Here is a 20845-nt window from a genome sequence, read left to right as displayed (position 1 = left end):
GCCCTCATGGCGGGGGCGGCGGGCTACCCGCCCCGGGCACCCGCGGGCGGCGGGCTATCCGCCCCGGGCCATGAGGCCGTCGGCGGCCCAGGACAGGGGGCTGTGGTACTCCGCGTCGGCGGGGTCCCACGCGCACGGGGCACGGCCGCCGGCAGCCGCTGCCCGGGCCCCGTCGTCGTCGGAACCCGTCCCGTCCCGCCGCAGGGTGAGGAGCAGGACGGCCGTCAGCGCGGCGAGCTCCTCGGCGGTCGGCTCGCCCCGCACCACCCGGAACGCGCTCACAGCGGGGTGATCCCGTGCTTGCGCCGCGGCAGGGCGCGGTGCTTCGTCCGCAGCATGGCCAGCGACCTGGCGAGCACCGCACGCGTCTCGGCGGGATCGATCACGTCGTCCACCAGGCCGCGCTCGGCCGCGTAGTACGGGTGCATCAGCTCGGCCCGGTACTCCTCGACCACCTGGGCGCGGACCGCGTCGGGGTCGTCGGCGGCCGCGATCCGCCGCCGGAAGATGACGTTGGCGGCGCCCTCGGCGCCCATCACGGCCACCTCGTTGGTCGGCCAGGCGAAGGACAGGTCCGCACCGACCGAACGGGAGTCCATGACGATGTAGGCGCCGCCGTACGCCTTGCGCAGGATCAGCTGGACGCGCGGCACGGTGGCGTTGCAGTACGCGTACAGCAGCTTGGCGCCGTGCCGGATGATGCCGTCGTGCTCCTGGTCCACACCGGGCAGGAAGCCCGGCACGTCGAGCATGGTCACCAGGGGGATGTTGAACGCGTCGCACAGCGACACGAAGCGGGCGGCCTTCTCGCTCGCGTGGATGTCCAGCACCCCGGCGCAGGACAGCGGCTGGTTGGCGACGATGCCGGTGACGTGCCCGTCGATCCGGGTCAGCGCGCACACCACGTTGGCCGCCCAGGCGGGCTGGATCTCGAAGTACTCGCCGTCGTCCACCACCTCCTCGATCACCGCGCGCACGTCGTAGCCCTGCGCGGGGTCGGCGGGCACCAGCTCGGCGAGCCGGTCGTTGCGGCGGTCCGGCGGGTCGCCGGTGGGCACCGCGGGCGGCGGCTGGCGGTTGTTGGAGGGCAGGAAGGACAGCAGGTAGCGGACGTCCTCCAGGCAGCTCTCCTCGTCGTCGTAGGCGAACGCGCAGACGCCGGAGACGGACGCGTGCACGTCGGCGCCGCCCAGCTCGTCCATGCTCACCTTCTCGCCGGTGACCGCCTGGACGACGTCGGGGCCCGTGATGAACATCTGCGCCACCCCGCGCACCATGAACGTGAAGTCGGTGAGCGCCGGTGAGTAGGCGGCTCCGCCCGCGCACGGCCCGAGCACCACACTGATCTGCGGGATCACCCCCGAGGAGCGGACGTTGCGGGTGAAGATGCCGCCGTATCCGGCCAGGGCCGTCACGCCCTCCTGGATACGGGCGCCCGCGCCGTCGCAGAGGCTGATCAGCGGGGCGCCGGAGGCCTCCGCGAGGTCCATCAGCTTGTGGATCTTCGTGGCGTGCGACTCGCCGAGTGCGCCGCCGAAGATCCGGAAGTCATGCGCGTAGACGAACACCTGCCGGCCGTCCACGGTGCCCCAGCCGGTGACCACGCCGTCCGTGTAGGGGCGGCGGTCCTCCAGGCCGAAGCCGGTGGCGCGGTGCCGGCGCAGCGGCTCGATCTCGGTGAACGAACCCGGGTCGAGCAGCAGGTCGACGCGCTCGCGCGCGGTCAGCTTGCCGCGGTCGTGCTGCGCCTGCGTGGCGCGCTCACCCGGCCCCGCCGCCACCCGGGCGCGCAGGGCGTGCAGCTCCTGGACCCTGGCGGCCAGGGTGTCCTGACGTGCCGGAGCGGACGTGCCGTGGGGCACGGGGTCCGCGGATTCGGCGGGGGGTGTGGGGGCTGTGGGATCTGCGGGGCCTGTGGGATCTGCGGGGCCTGCACCGGCAGGCGTTCCGGCAGGGACTCCGGCAGGCGTTCCGGTAGGGGTTCCGGCAGGCGTTCCGCCGGGTTTTCCAGCGGGTTTTCCAGCGGGCATTCCGGCAGGTTTCTCGACCACGGTGGTCATGCCTGGTCCTCCTCTCGGGCGACAGGTGTTCTGCGCCGTGCGAGAAAAGGGTTCGACATGTCCGGCAATGCCCCGCTCAAGCCGCGGAAAAGGGTGCCCGCCTTTTCCGGGGCTTGAGCGGACAGGACCGAGGATGTGGCCAACCGAGACGGAAGGAAGATCATGGCCACCCAGACCGATGGCTCCGCGACGGCAGCGCGCTACGCCGCCCTGTTCCCGGGCCAGGGAGTGCAGCGCCCGGCCATGGGCGCACCGTGGCGTGCCACGGAGTCCTGGCACCTCGTCGAGCAGATCTCGCAGGCGTCCGGCCACGATGTCGCCGACTTGCTGCTCACGGCCGACGAACAGGCCCTGGCCCGCACCGACCGCGCACAGATATCGGTGTTCGCCGCCTCCCTGCTGGCCTGGTCGGAGTTCCGTGCCGGCGAGCCGGAGACGGAGGTGGTGGCGGTGGCCGGGCACAGCCTCGGTGAGTACACCGCGCTGGTCGCCGCCGGGATCCTGACGGTGGCCGACGGGGCGTGGCTGGTGGGCGAGCGGGGCCGGGCCATGGCCGAGGCCGCGGCGCACCGTCCCGGAGCGATGGCCGCGGTGACGGGTGGCACCGCGGACGAGGTGGCGCGACTCGTCGCGGACGTCCAGGCGGACGGCGAGGATCTGTGGACCGCCAACCTCAACAGCCCCCAGCAGACGGTGGTGGCCGGCAGCCGCACCGCCGTCGCGGCGGCGGCCGCGCGTGCGGAGAAGTGGGGGCTCAGGTGCACGGTGCTGCCGGTGACCGCGGCGTGCCACACGCCCTACATGGAGCCGGCGGGCTCGGTGCTGCGCGATGCCCTCGCGCTCACGCGTTTCACGGCCGGCACGCTGCCGGTGGTCGCCAATGTGGACGCTCGCCGGCACGGGGGCGGGGGTGCGTGGCGCGACCTGAGCACCTGGCAGCTCACCAGTCCCGTTCGCTGGGCCGAGTCCCTGCTCACCCTGCACGGGGAGCTGGGCGCCACCGCGTTCCTGGACGTCGGCCCCGGCCGCGTCCTGGCGGGCCTGTCCCGCCGCACCCTCCCCACGTCCCCGACCCGCACCCTGACGGCCCCCGCACCGGCCAGGACCTAGTGCCGCACCGGGCAACACCCGCCCCGTTCACGCCCAGGCTGTGCCCGCCCCGGCGGCACCGTGCTGTCACAGTGCCCGGCGCATACAGACCCGCGGCCACCGGTTAAGGCCATGGGCCGCTTCACGCTCGCGGATCTCCCGCAGACCGGGAGTAAGCCTGGTGTCGTCCATGAGCTGAAAGCCACAGCGTGCGTAGTAGGGGGCGTTCCACGGGACCTGGGTGAACGTGGTGAGGGTGAGGGCAGGGGCGCCCTCGCTCGTGGCGTGGGCCGCCAGATGGTCCAGCAGCAACCGGCCGATACCGTGACGTGCGCTGTCCGGGTGCACCGAGACCTGCTCGACGTGGAGGTTGCCGTCGACGCGGTCGGCGATCAGGTAGGCGACCGGGGCATCGGAATCGTCGGCCACGACCCAGGCCAGCCCGGCGTTGTGGTAGCGGGCGAGCTCACCGAGCGGTATCGGCTCGTCCTCGGCGATCTCCGGCATGCCGATGTCCCGGAAGCACTGCCCGGCGGCCCTCTCGATGTCCTGGAGGACGGGCAGTTCGTCGAGGTGCACGGCTCGGACAGGCATGCACGCATTCTCCACAGTGCGCCGGATGGCGCCACCGATTAAAGGTCACGTCGCGGCGGCCTCCGCGGCACGGGTGGCTGCTGGGAGGGGTCCGTGCGACGACGCGACGTGCATCTTCAGGCCCGTCGGACGCTCGCGCAGTTCCCTGCGCGACAGCCCGCGCCGGTCCCCGCGCCCCTCCAGGGCGGGGCCGCGCCCCCCATTGGGGCGCGCCCCTGCCGCGGACCGGGCGGCAGCCCCTGGACGCGGGGGCGGACGACGAATTCGTTGACGTCCGCCTTCGCGGGCTGTGCGGCCGCGTTCGCTGGGGGCCGAGGTCCGGCGCGGTGATCTGGACGACCTCGACGGCCTGCGCGAGGCCGCCGGCTCCGCCGACGGCGTCATCCACCTCGCGTTCAAGCACGAGGCGTTGCTCAAGGGCGACTTCCCCGGTGCGGTCGCCGCCGACCTGCGCGCCGTCGAGGCGATCGGGGCGGCGCTGGTGGGCTCCGGCAAGCCCTTCGTGGCCACGGGCGGAACGCTGATGCTGGCGCTCGCGGGCGGCACGGGACGTCCGGGTACGGAGCAGGACGTGCTGGAGTCGGGGCCCCCGCGTCGATGCGGAGAACACGGTGGTCGGGCTGGCCGAGCGCGGCGTGCGCTCCTCGTTCGTCCGCCTCGCGCCGCTGGTGCACAGCTCGCTCGACCACCACGGCTTCGGCCCGACGCTGATCGCGACGGCCCGCGCGAAGGGCTTCGCGGGATACGTGGGTGACGGCACCAATGTCTGGCCGGCCGTCCACACCCTGGACGCGGCGCGGCTGTACCGGCTGGCGCTGGAGAAGGCCCCCGCCGGCGCACGGCTGCACGCGACCGCCGACGAGGGCGTCCCGTTCCGGGAGATCGCCGAGGCCATCGGCCGGAACCTGGACGTTCCGGTCAAGCCCGTCGCCCCCGGGGACGCGGACGAGCACTTCGCCTTCCTCGGCCGGCTCGTCCAGCTCGACAACCCCACCTCCAGCGCCCGCACCCGGGACCTGCTCGACTGGCACCCGGCCCACCCGGGCCTGATCGCCGACCTGGACGAGGGCCACTACTTCGCCACGCCGACGGCGTAACCGAACCGCCCGCCCGCCCGGCCGGCCGCCCGTAAGGCGCCGGGGGCCGGCGTCTGCGGGGCGCAGGCCGCTCCGGCGCCCCGTCAGTCCTTGATTTCGCAGATGGTGGCGCCGGAGGTGAGGGAGGCGCCGATTTCGGCGGTGAGGTTTTTGATGGTGCCGGAGCGGTGGGCGTTGAGGGGTTGTTCCATTTTCATGGCTTCGAGGACGACGATGAGGTCGCCTTCTTTGACTTCCTGGCCCTCTTCGACGGCGATTTTGACGATGGTGCCTTGCATGGGGGAGGTGAGGGTGTCGCCGGAGGTGGCGGGTCCGGATTTGCGGACTGCTCGTCGTTTGGGGCGGGCTCCGGCGGCGAGGCCGGTGCGGGCGAGGGACATGCCGAGGCTGGCGGGCAGGGATACTTCCAGGCGTTTTCCGCCGACTTCGACGACGACTGTTTCGCGTCCGGTGTCGTCTTCTGTTTCGGGGGTTTCGGTGGGGGTGGTGAAGGGGGTGATGGTGTTGTTGAAGCTGGCTTCGATCCAGCGGGTGTGGATGGTGAAGGGGTCTTTGGAGCCGGTGAGTTCGGGGGCGAAGGCGGGGTCGCGGACGACGGCGCGGTGGAAGGGGAGGGCGGTGGCCATGCCGTCGATGTGGAATTCGTCGAGGGCGCGGGCGGCGCGTTGGAGGGCTTGTTCGCGGGTGGCGCCGGTGATGATGAGTTTGGCGAGGAGGGAGTCCCAGGCGGGGCCGATCACGCTGCCGGTTTCCACGCCTGCGTCGAGGCGGACGCCGGGGCCGGTGGGTGGGGTGAAGGTGGTGACGGTGCCGGGGGCGGGGAGGAAGTTTCGGCCGGGGTCTTCGCCGTTGATGCGGAATTCGAGGGCGTGTCCGCGTGTGGGTGGGTCGTCGTAGCCGAGGACTTCGCCGTCGGCGATGCGGAACATTTCGCGGACGAGGTCGATGCCGGTGACTTCTTCGGTGACGGGGTGTTCGACCTGGAGGCGGGTGTTGACTTCGAGGAAGGAGATGGTGCCGTCGTTGCCGACGAGGAATTCGACGGTGCCGGCGCCGACGTAGCCGGCTTCTTTGAGGATGGCTTTGGAGGCGGTGTAGAGTTGTCGGTTCTGTTCGTCGGTGAGGAAGGGTGCGGGGGCTTCTTCGACGAGTTTTTGGTGGCGGCGTTGGAGGGAGCAGTCGCGGGTGGAGACGACGACGACGTTGCCGTGCTGGTCGGCGAGGCACTGGGTTTCGACGTGTCGGGGTTGGTCGAGGTAGCGCTCGACGAAGCATTCGCCGCGGCCGAAGGCGGCTACTGCTTCGCGGACGGCTGATTCGTAGAGGTGGGGGACTTCGTCGAGGGTGCGGGCGACTTTGAGGCCGCGGCCGCCGCCGCCGAAGGCGGCTTTGATGGCGATGGGCAGGCCGTGTTCTTCGGCGAAGGCGAGGACTTCGTCGGCGCCGGTGACGGGGTCGGGGGTGCCGGCGACGAGGGGGGCGCCGGCGCGTTGGGCGATGTGGCGGGCGGCGACTTTGTCGCCGAGGTCGCGGATGGCGGTGGGGGGTGGGCCGATCCAGATGAGGCCGGCGTCGAGGACGGCCTGGGCGAAGTCGGCGTTCTCGGAGAGGAAGCCGTAGCCGGGGTGGATGGCGTCGGCGTGGGAGTCTTTGGCGGCGCTGAGGACTTTGGTGATGTCCAGGTAGCTGGTGGCGGGGGTGTCGCCGCCCAGGGCGAAGGCTTCGTCGGCGGCGCGGACGTGGAGTGCGTCGCGGTCCGGATCGGCGTAGACGGCCACACTCGCGATACCCGCGTCCCGACACGCCCGGGCCACACGGACCGCGATCTCACCACGGTTGGCGATCAACACCTTACGCACGATGCTTCCCCTTCTCTTCCCGGAAGTCCTGTCCCTTGTCGCCCTGCTCATGCGCGCCGCGCCCCGCGCCCTGCGCGCCGCGCCCCGCGCCCTGCGCGCCGCGCCCCGCGCCCTGCGCGCCGCGCCCCGCGCCCTGCGCGCCGCGCCCCGCGCCCTGCGCCCCGCGCCGCCGCACGGCGGTCCGGCTCTCGCTCGTCCCGCGCCCGGCGGCCGCCCGGCTGACGGCTCTCCCGCGCCGTACGACGGCCCGGTTCACGGCTCTCCCGCGCCGCACGGCGCCCCCGCCAGTGAACCGTGCCGCGCCGTGCGGTGCCCCGCCCGTGGTCGTCCCGGGGCCCTCACGACCAGCCGCTCCGCCGCCAGGCGCCCGGACCGCGCACGGTGAGCGGCCGGCGCAGGGCGGCCAGCCGGCCGCCGCGCGCCCCGGAGGTTCCGGTGGTGCCGGTACCCTCCGGGCCGGGGCCGAACCCCGATCCCGTGGTCCGTGCCGCGGTGAGCGCCCGGATCACGACGAGGGCCGCGGCCAGCTCCTCCGGAGTCGGGCGCCCCCGCGTCACCCGCAGCTCGGCAGACGACTCCCCCGCGGACCCCGCGGACCCCGCGGCGCCGTCCGCCGCGCCTGCCGGCCCGCTCACAGTGGGATGTTCCCGTGCTTGCGCGGCAGCCGCGTCTTGCGCTTGTCCCGCAGGGCCCACAGCGCCCTCGCCACCTGGGCGCGGGTCTCGTGCGGCATGATCACCACGTCGACGTAGCCGCGCTCGGCGGCCACATACGGGTTGCAGAGCGTCCGTTCGTACTCCTCGCGGAGCCGGGCGCGTTCAGCGACCGGGTCCGCCGCCCGCTGGAGCGTGCGCCGGTGCAGCACGCTCACCGCGCCCTCGCCTCCCATGACGGCGATCTCGGCGGTGGGCCAGGCCAGGTTGACGTCCGTGCCCAGGTGCTTGGAGCCCATCACGCCGTAGCCGCCGCCGTACGCCTTGCGGGTGACCACCGTGACCATGGGGACCGTGGCCTCCGCGTACGCGTAGATCAGCTTCGCGCCGCGCCGGATGATGCCGCTCTGCTCCTGCTCGACGCTGGGCAGGAAGCCGGGGACGTCCACGAACGACAGGACGGGGATGTGGAAGGCGTCGCACATCCGGATGAAGCGCGCCGCCTTCTCGCTGGCGTCGATGTCGAGCGCGCCGGCCATGTGCATCGGCTGGTTGGCGACGACGCCGACACTGCGGCCCTCGACCCGGCCCAGGCCGCAGATCATGTTGCGGGCGAACAGCGGCTGGACCTCCAGCAGCTCGCCGTCGTCCAGGACGCCGTGCACGACGCGCAGCATGTCGTACGGCCGGTTCTGGTCGTCCGGGATCAGGGTGTCCAGCGCGAGGTCCGCCTCCGTGGGCGCGTCCTGCCGGCCGGGGCCGCCGTAGACCGGGGGGTCCTCCATGTTGTTGGCGGGCAGGTAGCCGAGCAGCAGCCGGACGTATTCGAAGGCGTCCTTCTCGTCCTGGGCGAGGTAGTGCGCGTTGCCCGAGACGGCGTTGTTGCTGTGCGCGCCGCCCAGCTCCGTCCGGTCCACGTGCTGGCCGGTGACGGCGCGCAGCACCTCGGGTCCCGTGACGAACATGTGCGAGATGCCCTCCACCATCACCACGAAGTCGGTGATGGCGGGCGCGTACACGGCACCGCCCGCGCAGGGCCCCGTCATCAGGGAGATCTGCGGGATGACCCCGGACGCCTCGACGTGCCGTCGCACCAGCTCGGCGTAGTAGGCGAGGGAGACGACGCCCTCCTGGATGCGGGCGCCGCCGGAGTCGTTGATGCCGATGATCGGGCAGCCCGCCCGCAGGGCGAAGTCCATCACCTTGATGATCTTCTCGCCGTAGACCTCGCCCAGGCTGCCGCCGAAGACGGTGAAGTCCTGGGCGAACAGCGCCACCTGGCGTCCCTCGACGGTCCCGTAGCCGGTGATCACGCCGTCGCCGTACGGCCGCTGCTCCGCCATGCCGAAGTTGTGGCAGCGGTGCCGGGCCAGGGCGTCCAGCTCGGTGAAGGAGCCCGGGTCGAGCAGCGCCTCGATGCGCTCACGGGCCGTCAGCTTGCCCTTGGCGTGCTGGCGCAGCACCGCCTGCTCGTCGAACGGGCGCTCCAGCTCGGCCCTGCGCCGGGCCAGCTCCGCGAGGCGCCCCGCCGTGGTGGCCGGGGCGGGCGCGCTCCCGTGCGTCGTGGCACCCTCCTGCCGTCCGGGCTCTTCGTCGCGTGTCCCGGCGGCACCCTCGTGCGTCATGGCAGCGTCACCACCTGGGCGGCGTGGGCCAGCCCCGCGCCGAAGCCGACCAGCAGCGCGGGGGCGCCGCTGGAGAGCGTGCCCTGGGCCAGCAACTGGTCCATTGCCAGCGGGATGGACGCGGCCGAGGTGTTGCCCGCGGTGACGACGTCCCTGGCCACCACGGTGTGCGGGGCGAGGCCCAGCGACTTCGCGGCGGTGTCGATGATGCGGACGTTGGCCTGGTGCGGGATGAAGGCCGCCAGGTCCGCCGTCTCAAGGCCCGCCCGGTCCAGCGCGTCCCGCGCGATCTCCGGCACGACCCGGGTCGCCCAGCGGAACACCTCGGGACCCGCCATGCGCATGTAGGGCCAGGGCCCGTCGCCGTCCCGGGTGTCGAGCCAGGAGCGGTCGTGGGCGATCACATGGTGCCGCGCGCCGTCCGAGCCCCACACCACGGGGCCGATGCCCGGCGTGTCGGACGGGCCGACCACCACCGCCCCGGCGCCGTCCCCGAACAGGAACGCGGTGCCGCGGTCGGTTGGATCGATGATGTCGCTCATCCGCTCCGAGCCGACGACCACCACGTTGCGGGCGTCGCCCGAGCGGACCAGGGAGTCGGCCAGGCCCAGCGCGTAGCAGAAGCCGGAGCAGGCGGCGCTGACGTCCAGGCTGCCGGCGGAGCGCGCGCCCAGCAGATGGGCGACGCGCGGCGCGGCGGCCGGCGCCTGCTCCAGGAACGACATGGTGGCGAGCAGCACCATGCCGACGTCGCCCGGGTCGGTGCCGGCCTGCGCCATCGCCTTGCGGGCCGCCTCCGCCGCCATGCTGATCACGGTCTCGTCGGGACCCGCGAAGCGGCGGGTGACGATGCCGGACCGGCGGCGGATCCACTCGTCGCTGGAGTCGATGCGGGCGCAGATCTCGTCGTTGCCCACCACCCGGGTGGGCCGGTACACGCCGACGCCGAGGATGCGGGACCCGGGGCGCCGCTCGGGCAGCCGGAGCCTGGCCATCACGCCTCCCCCACGGTGCCGGCCGGCGCGGGCGCGGCCACCGGGGCCAGCTCGCCGTCCTCGTAGCGCTTCTTGCACGCCCTGCGCTGCACCTTGCCGCTGGAGGTCTTCGGCAGCGTCCCGCGGCGCACGATCAGGATGTCGTCCGGTGTGATCCGGTGCTCCTCGCGGACGGCGTCGTGGATGCGGCCGCGCACGGCGTCCGCGTCGAAGGACTTCAGGACCCGGCCGTCCGCCTCGACGACCAGCACCAGGCGTTCCCGGGTGCCGTCGTCGGAAGAGAACGCCGCCGCGCAGTTCGGGTGCAGGCCGGGCACGGCGCGCTCGGCCGACAGCTCGATGTCCTGCGGGTAGTGGTTGCGGCCCTTGCGGATGATGACGTCCTTGATCCGGCCGGTGATGTACAGCTCGCCGTCGTGCAGGAAGCCGAGGTCGCCGGTGCGCAGGTGGGGCTCGCCCAAGCCGCCGGCGGTACCGGACCCGGCGGGCGTGCCGGAACCGCCGGGCGCACCGGGGCCGTCCGCCGCGCCGGACCCGTCGTCGTCCGCGAGGCGCGCGCGGAACGTCTCCTCGCTCTCCTCCGGCCGCCCCCAGTAGCCGCCCGCCACACACGGCCCGGAGATCCAGATCTCGCCGACCCGGTCCTCCTCAAGCACCCGCCGGGTGGCGGGGTCCACGATCAGCACCCGGGTGCGGGAGACCGTGGCACCGCTGCTGACCAGCGGCACGGCGCCGTCCGCCGACTCGTCGAGCGGCTTGGCGATGCCGTCCAGCAGCGCCTCGGCTGCCAGCCACAGCACCGCGGGCTCCCGGTCCTGCCGGGTGCCGGTGGCCTTGAGGGTGTTCTCGGCGAGGCCGTAGCCGGGGCACATCGCGCGCGGGTCGAAGCCGTACGGCGCGAACGCGGCCGTGAACGACCGGATCGCCGCCCAGCGCACCGGTTCGGCGCCGTTGGCCGCCACCCGCCAGCGGGACAGGTCGCCCACGTCCCCGGTCCTGCCCTCCGCGGCGGCGCGGGCGCACAGCTCATAGGCGAAGCTCGGCGCCGCGGCGTGCGTGCCGCCGAACCGGGCGATGGCCTCCAGCCAGCGGGCCGGCCTGCGGATGAACGCCTCGGGGGCCATCAGGTACGAGGGGATGCCCGCCCACAGCGGCAGGACCACGCCGAAGAGCATGCCCATGTCGTGGAAGAGCGGCAGCCAGTTCACCACCGTGCCGTTCGGCTCGCACGGCCACAGCTCGTCGGTCTCGACGACGTTGGCGAGGAAGTTGGCATGGCTGACCATGACCCCCTTGGGGCTCCCGGTCGAGCCGGACGTGTACTGGAGCAGGGCGATGTCCTCGGGCCCCGGGCCCGCGGGGAGCCCGCCCGGGCCGCCCGACAGTCCGGGGTCGTCGGTGGCCAGCAGGGTGAGCCCGCGGAGCGCGGGCAGGCCGCCGAAGCGCTCCCGGAGGTCCCGGGCGACGTCGGTCGTGGTGAGGACGGTCGTGATGCCCGCGTCGTCGGCGATCCGGCGCAGCCGCAGCACGTCGTCACGGCGACGGGGCACCTGCACCGGGGCGCCGGCCACCCGTCCGTACATGCACCCGAGGAGGGTCCGCACGAACTCCAGCCCCGACGGGTACAGCAGCACGGCGCTCCGGCCGGCGAGCCCCGCCGCGGCGAACGCCCCGGCCCGCAGGCAGGCGGCGTCGTGGAGTTCCCGGTAGGTCAGCGACTCCTGGGGCTCCTCGCCGCCCCGCAGGAACACATAGGCCGTCTCGTCGGGCTGCTTCGCGCTGCGCAGGCGCAAGGCGTCGGGAAGAGTGCGTACGTCCACGTGCGGATCGACTCCGGTAGTGGTCACGTTTCAGGTCTCCTTGTCGGCCCTGGCGCCTGCCGTGCCTGGATACGACGTCGCCGTGGGGGAGGTGGGCAGTGCGAACTGCGGAAGGAAAGCTGCCAGCAGCAACTCGCGGTGGCTCGGTATCAGGCTCACATCCGCTTCCGGCGCGAGCCGGGAGCCGGAATCGGCCGGCCATGGGAGGGGAGCGCCGTCGTTCCGGCCCTCGTCGTGGTGGTCGTGCCGGCCCTCCTGCCGGTCACCGGGTTCGGCATCCGATCCGCCTCCGCGCGTTGGGCCGGTCCCCGCCCGATGGTCCATAACCTGTTCCTCCGCGAGGTGTGTGGTGCCGCACAAACGCGGCACCGGACGCCGTATCGGCGGCCTGCATTCACCTTCCGGGTATGCGGTCATGTCGCAGTAACCGCATGCTCTGGCCTGCCGGTAAAGAATGACGGGCAGCTGGACATGGCGGAATCGGAAAAACGCAGAAGGGCAGGAAAGAGCCTCTGCGCTCGGGAAGGGGCTCGCCCCGGGCACAGAGGCAGTCGGCACGTTCAGGCGGCGTGCTCCTCGTCGGGAACGGGACGGTCGATGGCCAGTCGCCAATCGCCGTCCGCATTGCGGATCAGAACATCGGTGCAGGTGCCGTGCATGTGCACCGACTGGCCGTCGGGGCCCGGGATGTCGAGGGAGTAGTCCACGATCAGCAGGGAGGTGTCGCCGTTGGTGTACGACTGGACCACCCGCGAGTCGATCTTCGGCCCGGTGGCCAGGAATTCCTTGAAGAACGCGGTACGCTCCTGGCCCGACAAGGGCGCTCCGGAGATGTTCGAGATCGCGTCATCGGTGTACATGGCGTCGTACAGGGCGCCATCTCCCGAGTTGAAGATGCGGACGAACAGCTCGTTCTGCTTGTCCGGGTCATCGGGGATTTCGAAGTCGATGAGGCTGCTCATGTAATTGTGCTCCCACTCTCCGTGTGTGCGTGCTGGGTGGATGAAACCCGACTTTGGGAAGCCTTGCAGAATTCGACCTTCACGTGGTCACGGTAGGGTAACTTCGCTTAATCGGGCGTCCGGTGACTTGCCGATTACCCGGCAATGGGCAGGGGATTGTGTATCCGTTGCGGGGGCTTCGGCCGCGGGCCTCCCCCCGGTGGGAGCGGCCCCGCGTTCACACGTTGTCGCCGTCTTATTCATTACTGGTTGGTATTGCTTACCACAAGGTAAGTGGTTACCTGGAGGTCAGTACTTACCTTTGGGTCCGCGGCGGTTTAAGGTCGACCTTAGTCAGTGACGGGAAGGGTGTGCCGCAGCAATGCCTATCTGGTGCACGGTTCAACCGACGAGCCCTGATGGGGGGATGGGGGCGCCTCCCGGGTTTTGCTGGAATTTAACATTCCGCACTACTCGGTCCACCCGGCCCCCGACTGCGGAAGCCTTCATGTAGAGGACGGCCGTCATCGACTGAAAATTACCCGCGGTGGCCGAAAGTGGCCAGTTGAACGCGCCTGTCCGAGTCCTTGACCACGTGTCTCCGGCCCCTGTGCGGCCGAGGAGACTCGGTGCGGCGCCTTTCCCTTTCGATGACGGTACGGGTGGAGAGTGCGGCCGACGTAGCCCGCATGGATCAGCGACTAAAACAGGGTTTCTACCAGCCAACACGTCTTTTGCGAGCGACAAGGGGGAGCCGTGCAGTTTCGCGTCCTGGGACCTCTGGAGGCTTTGGACGATGGTCGTCCTCTCGGCTTGGGCGGCACAAAGCAGAGGGCGACCCTCGGATATCTACTTCTCCAGGTCAACCGGGTGGTTTCGACGAGCCAACTGCTTGATGCTCTGTGGTGGGTGGACGACGCGCCGACGTCCGCGCGGAAGATCCTGCAGAACGCCGTGTGGGGCCTGCGCAGGGCACTCAACTCGTCCTGCGGGAACGGCGTCCCGGGCCCGCTGGTCACCCAGCCGCCCGGGTACAAACTGATGGTCGACCCCGAGGACGTCGACCTCTACCGCTTCCAGGCCAAGGCGGAAAGAGGCCGGGAGGCACTGGCCGAGGGGAGACCCGAGGAGGCCGCCGCTCTGTTGCGGGAGGCGCTGGGCCTGTGGCGGGGGCCCGTCCTCGCGGACCTGGTGGAGGCCGGCATCGCCTGGCCCGAGTTGTCCACCGTCCAGAACGCCCGGCTGAACGCCATGGAGGACTACTTCGACGCGGAGCTGGCCCTCGGCCGACACCACGCGGTGCTGGGCGAACTGGAGGCGATGGTGGAGGACACCGCGCTGCGTGAGCGCTCCAGCAGACAGCTGATGATCGCCCTCTACCGCAGCGGCAGGCAGGCGGACGCGCTGAACGTATACAGCCGGATCCGTGCGATGCTCGTGGAGGAGCTGGGGCTGGAGCCGGGCCGTGAGCTGCAGAACCTCCAGCAAGCGATCCTCAACCACGACCCCCGGCTGAACGCCCCCGTGCAGCACGGGCACCGGCCGGCGCCCGTGCCGGGCGCCCCGGCGAACACCCCGCGGCCGATCGGACCGGTGGCGGCCGCCCACGTGACCAACGGACCCGTGGCCGCACCGGTGGCGATCGCCCCGGTGGCCGCCGAACCCGTGACCGCGTCCGCGGTGAGCGAGGTGGTGAGGGCAGGCGGGCGCGGTGCGCCCGCCCAGCTGCCCACCGCGGGGTCCGGCGCCCAGCAGGCCCTCGGCGTGCTGGCCCACCAGCTGGACGGCAGCACCGGCGGGGCACCCACGCGGCTGCCCGTCGTCCAGGCCCCCCTCGTTCAGGCCGTGGTACCCACGCCCGACCGGGTGGCCGTGGCGGTCGGCCAGGCGGTCCAGGCGCCGGACAGCAGACGGCCCGCGACGGTCCAGCGCGCGCCGAAGCCGCCGGCGAGCGGACGCCGTCGCGTCAGCGTGCTCCTGATGCGCACCCAGTTCGACACCAGCATCGTGGACGGGGACGGCGAGGCCGTCGACGAGTTACTCGAAAGCGCCTCCCGCTGGGTGCACGCGAACATCGAGTACTTCGGCGGCACGGTCACCGCGGCGATCGGATCCATCCTGATGGCCGTCTTCGACCCCGGCGACGAGAGCGGCGACGACGCCGAACGCGCGGTGCTCGCCGCCTTGGCGATCCGCGACGGGTTCAGGGCCGACGTCCTGCCGGGGGTACCGTCGGGCCTGGGCGTGGCCCTGTCCTTCCGGGCCGCCGTGACCTCCGGCAAGGCCGTGCTCCGCTACCGGCCCGACGACTCCGCACAGCCGCTGTCCATCACCGGCGAGCTACTGAACACCTGCGACTCCCTGCTGTCCTGCGCGGGTCCCGGCGAGATACGCACCTGCGACAGCACCCGCAGCGCGACCCAGGCCATGATCGCCTACCGCGTCCCGAGCGACGCCGACGGAGCGGGTCACTGGACGGTGCAGGGCATCAGGCGGGACTTCGTGGGCAACCTCAGGATGCCCACGGTGGAGCGGGAGTTCGAGCTGTCGCTGCTCACCGAGCTGCTGGAGCGGGCCCGCTACCGGGCGACCCCCCACCTCGTCACCGTCCTCGGCGACCCGGGCATCGGCAAGACCCGCTTCCTCGCCGAGTTCGGGCGCACCGTCACGGGGCGCTCCCATGTCGCCCGGCTCAGCCTGGGCCGCTCGCCGCGCTCCTCCGCCGACGGCGTCTTCGCGATACAGCGCCAGCTGGTGGCCGCGCTGTGCGACATCGAGCCGACGGACCCGTCGTCGGTCGCGCGCGAGAAGCTCGCCGACCGTCTGGCCGGCCTGGTGGACGACGAGGAGCGGGTGGCGAGGCTCCTCGCGTGCCTCGGCCAGTTCGTGGACGCCGAGCCCGGTTCGGTGCCGCCGGCCGACATCGAGGACGAGCTGAACGCCTGGCGCCGGTTCCTGGAACACACCACGTTGGACCGGCCGCTCGTGCTGCTTGTCGACGACCTGCACCGTGCCGACGACGGGGCGCTGAACTTCGTCGCGGGTCTTGCGGACTTCTCCGGCGTCCCGCTGCTGGTGGTGGCCACCGCCCGCTCCGAGCTGCTCCGGCTGCGCCCGGGGTGGGGCGGCGGCAAGCGGCACGTCACCACGCTCACGCTGGATCCGCTGTCGGACGCGGCCGTCGACCAACTGCTCGACTCTCTGCTGCCCGAAGATCCCAGGACGGAGGCGAAGGACCCGGCGAAGTGGTTCCGCCGGGCCCTGAGGGTCCGCCTCGGGGAGCGCCAGGATGACCGGAGGCAGTTCATCCGCTCCCTGCTGTCCATTCAGCCGCCGCGGCACTTCAGGGCGGGCCGGTCCTGCCAGGTGGCCGGCTGAGTCGGTCCCTCAGGGCCCACCGGCTGCGGGGTGGCGCCCCGGAAGGGGCGCTGCCCGGCGAGGGCTCCTGGCCGGCCGCGGGCCGGCGGGGTGTCGTCCGGTTCCCCGCGCCCCTTCCAGGCGCGGGGTCAGGCCTCCACGCCCTTGGCCCGGACGCGCTCCTGGCGCGGCGGCAGATGCTCGCGGCCCCACGCGCCGAGCGGCTCCAGGGCCTCGTTGAGCGCGAGGCCCCTGGGGGTCAGCGAGTACTCCACCCGCAGCGGCGCACCGTCGAATGTGGTGCGCAGGACGATGCCGTCCGCCTCCAGCTCACGCAACTGCTGGATCAGCACTTTCTCACTGACTCCCGGCACCAGCCGCTTCAGCGCACCGAACCGGTGTGACTGCTGGCGGAGGGCCCAGAGGATGAGGACCTTCCACTTGCCGCTGATGACTTCCATCGCGGCGTCCAGACCGCAGTAAACCGGCCGTGCTCGCACGCTCATTTTCCCACCCCTGCCTTCATACCAGGCGGCCCCGTCAAGTGCAGGTGAACCGGCGGCGTCAGAGTATCGCAGCACATTGCCGGGCCGAGCGCGAGATAGGTGTAACGAGCCGTTAAGTGGCTGAAAACCGGCGGCAATCGGCCGTGGGCTGCCGTACTGTCAGACGCTGAACAACGCCTGCTCGTTCCCTTCCCGGAGCACCGTGCAGAGCGTGCGCAGAGCGGCGGCCAGCCGGTCGATCTCCGCGTCGGCGAGGTACACGGACGGTTCGAAACGGAGCGTATTCACGGCGCTTGCGGTGGGAAACGTGCGAATGCGGTGTGCCCGGAAGAGATAGCCGGAGATGACGTAGCCGAGGATGTCGGCGCCGGCCGCCTCCCGGATTCCGGCCGCCTCCGAGCCTGACTGGTCGTGGAACTCCAGGCCCAGCATGAGCCCCTTGCCCCGCACGTCCCTGACCACGTCGGGGAACTCGTCGCGCACCGCCGTGAACAGGGCCATCAGCCGGTCGCCCCATTTCCCGGCCAGCCGGTACACCTCGCCGTCCCCGCCCTCGATGATCTCCAGAGTGCGCAGGGCCAGCGCGCTCGAGAACCCGTCCTTGGCGAAGGTGGAGCTGTGGACCAGCTCGAACTCCTTCCGGTACCTGCTGCCGTTCACCAGCGTCACGGCGGCCTTCGCGATCCCGCCGCCCAGGCCCTTTGCGAGGGTGTAGTAATCGGCCTTGAGCCCGATGAGGGAGCTGGCGAAGAAGGCTCCCGTGCGGCCCATGCCGCTCTGGATCTCGTCCACGATGACGGGGCAGTCCACCGCGTCGCAGGCACGCCGGATCGCCTGCGCCATCTCCTCGCCGACCACCTTGATCCCGCCCTCGCCCTGGATGACTTCCAGCACGAATGCGGCGAACACCGGGAAGGGCCGCTCGACCACCCGCACCTCCCCGGACTCGACGGTCAGGTCGAAGGCGGTCGCCCGCTCCTCCTCCGTCAGCTTCGCCACCGCCTGCGGCTGGTCGAACGGCAGGAACCGGGCCTGTGCGGCCATCGAGGAGAACGGCAGCCGGAACGAGGCGTTGTGCGTCAGCTGGACCGAGCCGACCAGCTTGCCGTGGAAGCCGCCCTCCAGCGTGAGGAACAGCGGGGGCCGCTCGGCCTGCCGGGCGTTGTGCCGCTGCACCGCGGCCGCCAGGTCCTCGAAGCTCTCCGGAGCCGGCGCGCCGGCGCCCGGACCGACCGCGCGGAACGCCCCGGCCGCTACCGTGGCGCTGCCGGCGGCCACCGCGGCACGGGCCTGTTCGACGTGGTCGGCGATCTCCGCCTGGAGTGCCTGCACCTTCAGCACCCGGTCGTATTCGGCGTGCTTCAGGGCCACCTCGACGGATTCGGCGCCGCTGTTCGAGAACACCGCGTAGTAGGGCTCTCCCGCGCCGAATTCGCGCTGGACGATTCGGTTGAGCGCCTCTGCGACGCGGCTTGCCGGCGTCTGCCGTGCGGCCTGCGCGAGTACGGGCGCACCGCCGTCCAGGAAGGCGCGGGCGGCCGAGACGATGTCCGGGTGGTTGTGGCCGAGTATCAGGGCACCATATCCGCCCGCGTAGTCGAGTACCGGTACCTCCTGACCGTTCTCGTCCCGGAACCAGAGCGTATTGCGCTCGCCGCGCACATACTCGACGTCGATTCCGAGGAATGACAGGAATTGGAGCATCTGCGGCTCCGCGAGTTCCACTCCGGACGACGGCGCGTTCATATCGGCCCCATTTCTTTGCGGCTGGCGGCGTGACAGAGCTGGAGGCGGGCCCGTGGACCTGACTTGCGGATGGGCCCGACATATCGATCCGACTTTACGGGAGGCGCGCCTTTCTGGTGCCAATGTGCGGTCACGCCGCGGTAAACGCGGGAACACGGCGCAGGTTAGTACGGGATGACCTGCGAATGGAGGCGGCCGGGCGCCGCGCCGATATGTTGGCGGGGACTCGGTTCAGTATGTCGGTGGGAGACCGGCCCGCCCCTGCCGATGGACGAGACCCGGCTCGACCGGGTGGCGCCGTGCCCCGGGGCCGTGTGCGGGCTGTCCGGGAACTCGCGAACGACGGGAGGACGACATGTCCGACGAGGAACTCGCCACGTCCATCGAGGCGCCCGCCGCCCTGCGCGCGGCCATGGCACGGTTCACGACCGGTGTCGTCACGCTCACGGTGGGCGGGGAGCACATGCACGGCATGACCGCCAACGCCTTCAGCTCGGTGTCGCTGGAGCCGCCGCAGGTGCTGTGCTGTGTGGCGCACAGTGCGGTCATGCACAAGGCGATCACGTCCGAACGGCGGTTCGCCGTGTCCATCATGGGGGCCGACCAGGAGGACCTGGCCCGGTACTTCGCCGACAAGTCGCGCCCGCTCGGCGCCACCCAGTTCGAGTCGGTCGACTGGCGGCCGGGACCGCACACCGGGGCGCCGCTGCTGGCGGGGGCGCTGGCATGGCTGGAGTGCGAGCTGGCCGACTCGCACGACTCCGGCGACCATTCGATATTCATCGGCTCGGTGCTGCGCTCGACCCGCGGCCCCGGTCGGCAGGGCCTGCTCTTCTTCGACGGCGACTTCCACGCGGGCGCCACCGGCATCCGCTGACACGTCGCATCCGCTGACTCGTCGTCACTCGTCGGTGAGTTCCCCCATCCGGCGCGCCGGATGCCCGGGCCACCGCCGCCCTGACGCGGTGGAGCCGGTTCCCCGCGGGGAGCCGGCTCCATGTGCGTGTCGAGAGGTGTCAGGCGGCGGTGCGGTGCACCCCGTTCAGCGCCGTCTTCAGTGCCTGCCCCGCGGCGCGCAGCCCGGACTCGATGGCACCCTCCACGAAGCCCACCCATCCGCTGGCGATGTCGCCGGTCGCGAACGACACCCGGCCGTTCGGCTGCTGGATGGCCGGCAGCTGCGTGGTGAGCTGTCCGGGGCGCCGCAGCGCCCAGCCGCCGAGCGCGTAGGGGTCCTTGCCCCAGTCGTGCGCGAGGACATCGACGACGGTCGCCCCGGGCAGGAACATCCGGACGGCGTCCTGCACCGCCGCCTTGTCGGAGCCGTCCACGACGGGCAGGCCGTTGAAGGCCACCAGGAGCTGATCACTGGAGACGGCGGCCTGCGAGAGCAGCGTGGTGAAGGGGCTGCCCTCCTTGCCGCGCGCCGCCACCCGGTCCGTGAGGCCGCTGACCCGTATCCACAGCTTGTTGCTGTACGGCACGCCGACGCCCTGCGTGGTGGCCTGGTTGTGCACCGAGGGCAGGCCGGGCGAGAAGCTGATGGTCTTCCAGACGTTCACCGGCACCGCGATCACGGCCGCACGCGCGCTGTACACCTGGCCGGACTTGACGGTGACCTTCACCGCGGTGCCGTCGTCGACCACCTTCGTCACCGGCGAGTTCAGCTTCAGCGTGGCCTGCGCGTCGTTCAGCATGGCCTGGAGCAGGGCGACCATGCCGCCGGATATGCGCAGCGACATGGCGGCGTCGTAGCCGGCGAGGTCGTATCCGGCCAGGGCCCACCACTGCGCCAGGGCCGTGTACCCGCCGGTGGCGCTGGATCCGCCGGAGTAGCCGGCGGTGGTGCCGCTGAGCCAGGCCTCGTCGTCGGTCGACAGGCGCAACTCGGTCAGCCGGTCCCGCAGCGACTTGCCGTCCACCGCCTTGACGAGGTCGAGCGCGCTGAGCGGGTCCGTCGGGTTCGGGAACAGGTCCCTGACGCCCTCGAAGAGCTGGTTCATCAGGGTGCCGAAGCGGGAGTCGACCTCGTCGGGCGGGAACGCCGCGAAGGCGGTGCCCGACGGCATGATCAGGCGGGACGGCGGGGTGCCGGTGAGGGTGCCGATGCCGTACCTCTTGAGCTCGGCGTTGACGAGGGGCTGGGTCGGCCCGACCCACTGGCCGCCCAGCTCGATCGACTGCCCCTGGAAGGTGCTGGTCCAGGTGCGGCCCCCGATCCGGTCGCGGGCCTCCAGGATCAGCGGGTTCAGGCCCTTTGCCCGCAGCTCGCGGGCCGCCGTGACACCGGCGTAGCCGGCGCCGACGACGATCACGTCGTAGCCGCCGTCCGCCGAGGCGGTCCCGTTCGACGAGGCGAAGGCGGGGGCCGTCGATGCCGCGGCCGACAGGGCGGTGAGCCCGCTCGCCTTGAGTACCGTCCGCCGGGACAACCCCCGCAGTCGCGGCGGGAACGGTACGTTCTTGACTATGTTCACAGTGTTTCCTTAGGTGTGCCGTCCCC

The 20845-nt window shown here is 71.7% G+C and carries 17 protein-coding genes; 4 read left to right on the top strand and 13 right to left on the bottom strand.

Annotation, left to right across the window (positions count from 1 at the left end):
- Positions 1-54: 54 nt before the first annotated feature.
- Positions 55-282: an acyl-CoA carboxylase epsilon subunit gene (locus ACSMXW_RS12735; protein ID WP_485806221.1), complete on the bottom strand. Its 228-nt coding sequence runs from the start codon at positions 280-282 to the stop codon at positions 55-57.
- Positions 279-1862: an acyl-CoA carboxylase subunit beta gene (locus ACSMXW_RS12730; RefSeq protein ID WP_485806219.1), complete on the bottom strand. Its 1584-nt coding sequence runs from the start codon at positions 1860-1862 to the stop codon at positions 279-281. The genes ACSMXW_RS12735 and ACSMXW_RS12730 overlap by 4 nt, the downstream gene beginning before the upstream one ends.
- A 360-nt stretch (positions 1863-2222) precedes the next feature.
- On the opposite strand from ACSMXW_RS12730, the gene ACSMXW_RS12725 reads away from it, so the two are divergent.
- Positions 2223-3170: an ACP S-malonyltransferase gene (locus ACSMXW_RS12725; RefSeq protein ID WP_485806217.1), complete on the top strand. Its 948-nt coding sequence runs from the start codon at positions 2223-2225 to the stop codon at positions 3168-3170.
- Between the two features lie 66 nt (positions 3171-3236).
- On the opposite strand, the gene ACSMXW_RS12720 is transcribed toward ACSMXW_RS12725, so the two are convergent.
- Positions 3237-3743 (bottom strand): GNAT family N-acetyltransferase, encoded by a 507-nt coding sequence (locus ACSMXW_RS12720; RefSeq protein ID WP_485806215.1) that lies wholly within the window; start codon positions 3741-3743, stop codon positions 3237-3239.
- A 611-nt stretch (positions 3744-4354) separates the two neighbouring features.
- Here ACSMXW_RS12720 and ACSMXW_RS12715 point away from each other — a divergent pair.
- Entirely contained in the window at positions 4355-4840 is a 486-nt protein-coding gene (locus ACSMXW_RS12715) for a Rossmann-fold NAD(P)-binding domain-containing protein (protein WP_485806213.1), read from the top strand.
- Between the two features lie 83 nt (positions 4841-4923).
- Here ACSMXW_RS12715 and ACSMXW_RS12710 read toward each other — a convergent pair whose 3' ends face one another.
- The 7 genes from ACSMXW_RS12710 to ACSMXW_RS12680 form a co-directional block, all read right to left on the bottom strand.
- Entirely contained in the window at positions 4924-6699 is a 1776-nt protein-coding gene (locus tag ACSMXW_RS12710; protein WP_485807984.1) for an acetyl/propionyl/methylcrotonyl-CoA carboxylase subunit alpha, read from the bottom strand.
- A 338-nt stretch (positions 6700-7037) separates the two neighbouring features.
- Positions 7038-7334 (bottom strand): acyl-CoA carboxylase subunit epsilon, encoded by a 297-nt coding sequence (locus tag ACSMXW_RS12705; RefSeq protein WP_485806211.1) that lies wholly within the window; start codon positions 7332-7334, stop codon positions 7038-7040.
- Complete coding sequence (locus ACSMXW_RS12700) at positions 7331-8977, bottom strand: acyl-CoA carboxylase subunit beta (RefSeq protein ID WP_485806209.1); 1647 nt, start codon at positions 8975-8977, stop codon at positions 7331-7333. The genes ACSMXW_RS12705 and ACSMXW_RS12700 overlap by 4 nt, the downstream gene beginning before the upstream one ends.
- Positions 8974-9975 carry a beta-ketoacyl-ACP synthase III gene (locus tag ACSMXW_RS12695; RefSeq protein WP_485806207.1) on the bottom strand — a complete coding sequence of 334 codons (1002 nt, stop codon included), beginning with the start codon at positions 9973-9975 and terminating at the stop codon, positions 8974-8976. Before ACSMXW_RS12695 ends, ACSMXW_RS12700 begins: the two co-directional genes overlap by 4 nt.
- Entirely contained in the window at positions 9972-11819 is a 1848-nt protein-coding gene (locus tag ACSMXW_RS12690) for a fatty acyl-AMP ligase (protein WP_485806205.1), read from the bottom strand. The genes ACSMXW_RS12695 and ACSMXW_RS12690 overlap by 4 nt, the downstream gene beginning before the upstream one ends.
- Before the next feature lie 3 nt (positions 11820-11822).
- On the bottom strand, positions 11823-11951 hold the full coding sequence (locus tag ACSMXW_RS12685; protein WP_485806204.1) for a hypothetical protein: 129 nt from the start codon (positions 11949-11951) through the stop codon (positions 11823-11825).
- Positions 11952-12352: 401 nt separating this feature from the next.
- Positions 12353-12754, bottom strand: a complete 402-nt coding sequence (locus tag ACSMXW_RS12680) for a YybH family protein (RefSeq protein ID WP_485806202.1) — start codon at positions 12752-12754, stop codon at positions 12353-12355.
- Between the two features lie 849 nt (positions 12755-13603).
- On the opposite strand from ACSMXW_RS12680, the gene ACSMXW_RS12675 reads away from it, so the two are divergent.
- A complete protein-coding gene (locus tag ACSMXW_RS12675; protein ID WP_485806201.1) occupies positions 13604-16111 on the top strand; it encodes an ATP-binding protein in 2508 nt (835 codons plus the stop codon).
- Between the two features lie 128 nt (positions 16112-16239).
- Here ACSMXW_RS12675 and ACSMXW_RS12670 read toward each other — a convergent pair whose 3' ends face one another.
- The gene (locus tag ACSMXW_RS12670; RefSeq protein WP_485806200.1) at positions 16240-16596 is read right to left on the bottom strand and encodes a winged helix-turn-helix transcriptional regulator; all 357 of its coding nucleotides are present in this window, start codon (positions 16594-16596) and stop codon (positions 16240-16242) included.
- 159 nt (positions 16597-16755) lie between these two features.
- Positions 16756-18342, bottom strand: a complete 1587-nt coding sequence (locus ACSMXW_RS12665) for an aspartate aminotransferase family protein (RefSeq protein ID WP_485806198.1) — start codon at positions 18340-18342, stop codon at positions 16756-16758.
- Positions 18343-18697: 355 nt separating this feature from the next.
- On the opposite strand from ACSMXW_RS12665, the gene ACSMXW_RS12660 reads away from it, so the two are divergent.
- Positions 18698-19219 carry a flavin reductase family protein gene (locus tag ACSMXW_RS12660; protein ID WP_485806196.1) on the top strand — a complete coding sequence of 174 codons (522 nt, stop codon included), beginning with the start codon at positions 18698-18700 and terminating at the stop codon, positions 19217-19219.
- A gap of 139 nt (positions 19220-19358) precedes the next feature.
- Here ACSMXW_RS12660 and ACSMXW_RS12655 read toward each other — a convergent pair whose 3' ends face one another.
- Complete coding sequence (locus ACSMXW_RS12655) at positions 19359-20819, bottom strand: flavin monoamine oxidase family protein (RefSeq protein ID WP_485806194.1); 1461 nt, start codon at positions 20817-20819, stop codon at positions 19359-19361.
- Positions 20820-20845: the final 26 nt, after the last annotated feature.

Source organism: Streptomyces sp. DSM 116793, from assembly GCF_057320905.1.
Note: the sequence above shows the minus strand (reverse complement) of the source record. Positions and strands in the feature narration are given on the sequence as shown.

What these genes read in the sequence shown, in the direction of transcription:
- ACSMXW_RS12725 (WP_485806217.1), top strand. Translation starts at nt 2,223, where the DNA reads ATGGCCACCCAGACCGATGGCTCCGCGACGGCAGCGCGCTACGCCGCC.
- ACSMXW_RS12700 (WP_485806209.1), bottom strand. Translation starts at nt 8,977, where the DNA reads ATGACGCACGAGGGTGCCGCCGGGACACGCGACGAAGAGCCCGGACGG.
- ACSMXW_RS12720 (WP_485806215.1), bottom strand. Translation starts at nt 3,743, where the DNA reads ATGCCTGTCCGAGCCGTGCACCTCGACGAACTGCCCGTCCTCCAGGAC.
- ACSMXW_RS12680 (WP_485806202.1), bottom strand. Translation starts at nt 12,754, where the DNA reads ATGAGCAGCCTCATCGACTTCGAAATCCCCGATGACCCGGACAAGCAG.
- ACSMXW_RS12665 (WP_485806198.1), bottom strand. Translation starts at nt 18,342, where the DNA reads ATGAACGCGCCGTCGTCCGGAGTGGAACTCGCGGAGCCGCAGATGCTC.
- ACSMXW_RS12660 (WP_485806196.1), top strand. Translation starts at nt 18,698, where the DNA reads ATGTCCGACGAGGAACTCGCCACGTCCATCGAGGCGCCCGCCGCCCTG.
- ACSMXW_RS12670 (WP_485806200.1), bottom strand. Translation starts at nt 16,596, where the DNA reads ATGAGCGTGCGAGCACGGCCGGTTTACTGCGGTCTGGACGCCGCGATG.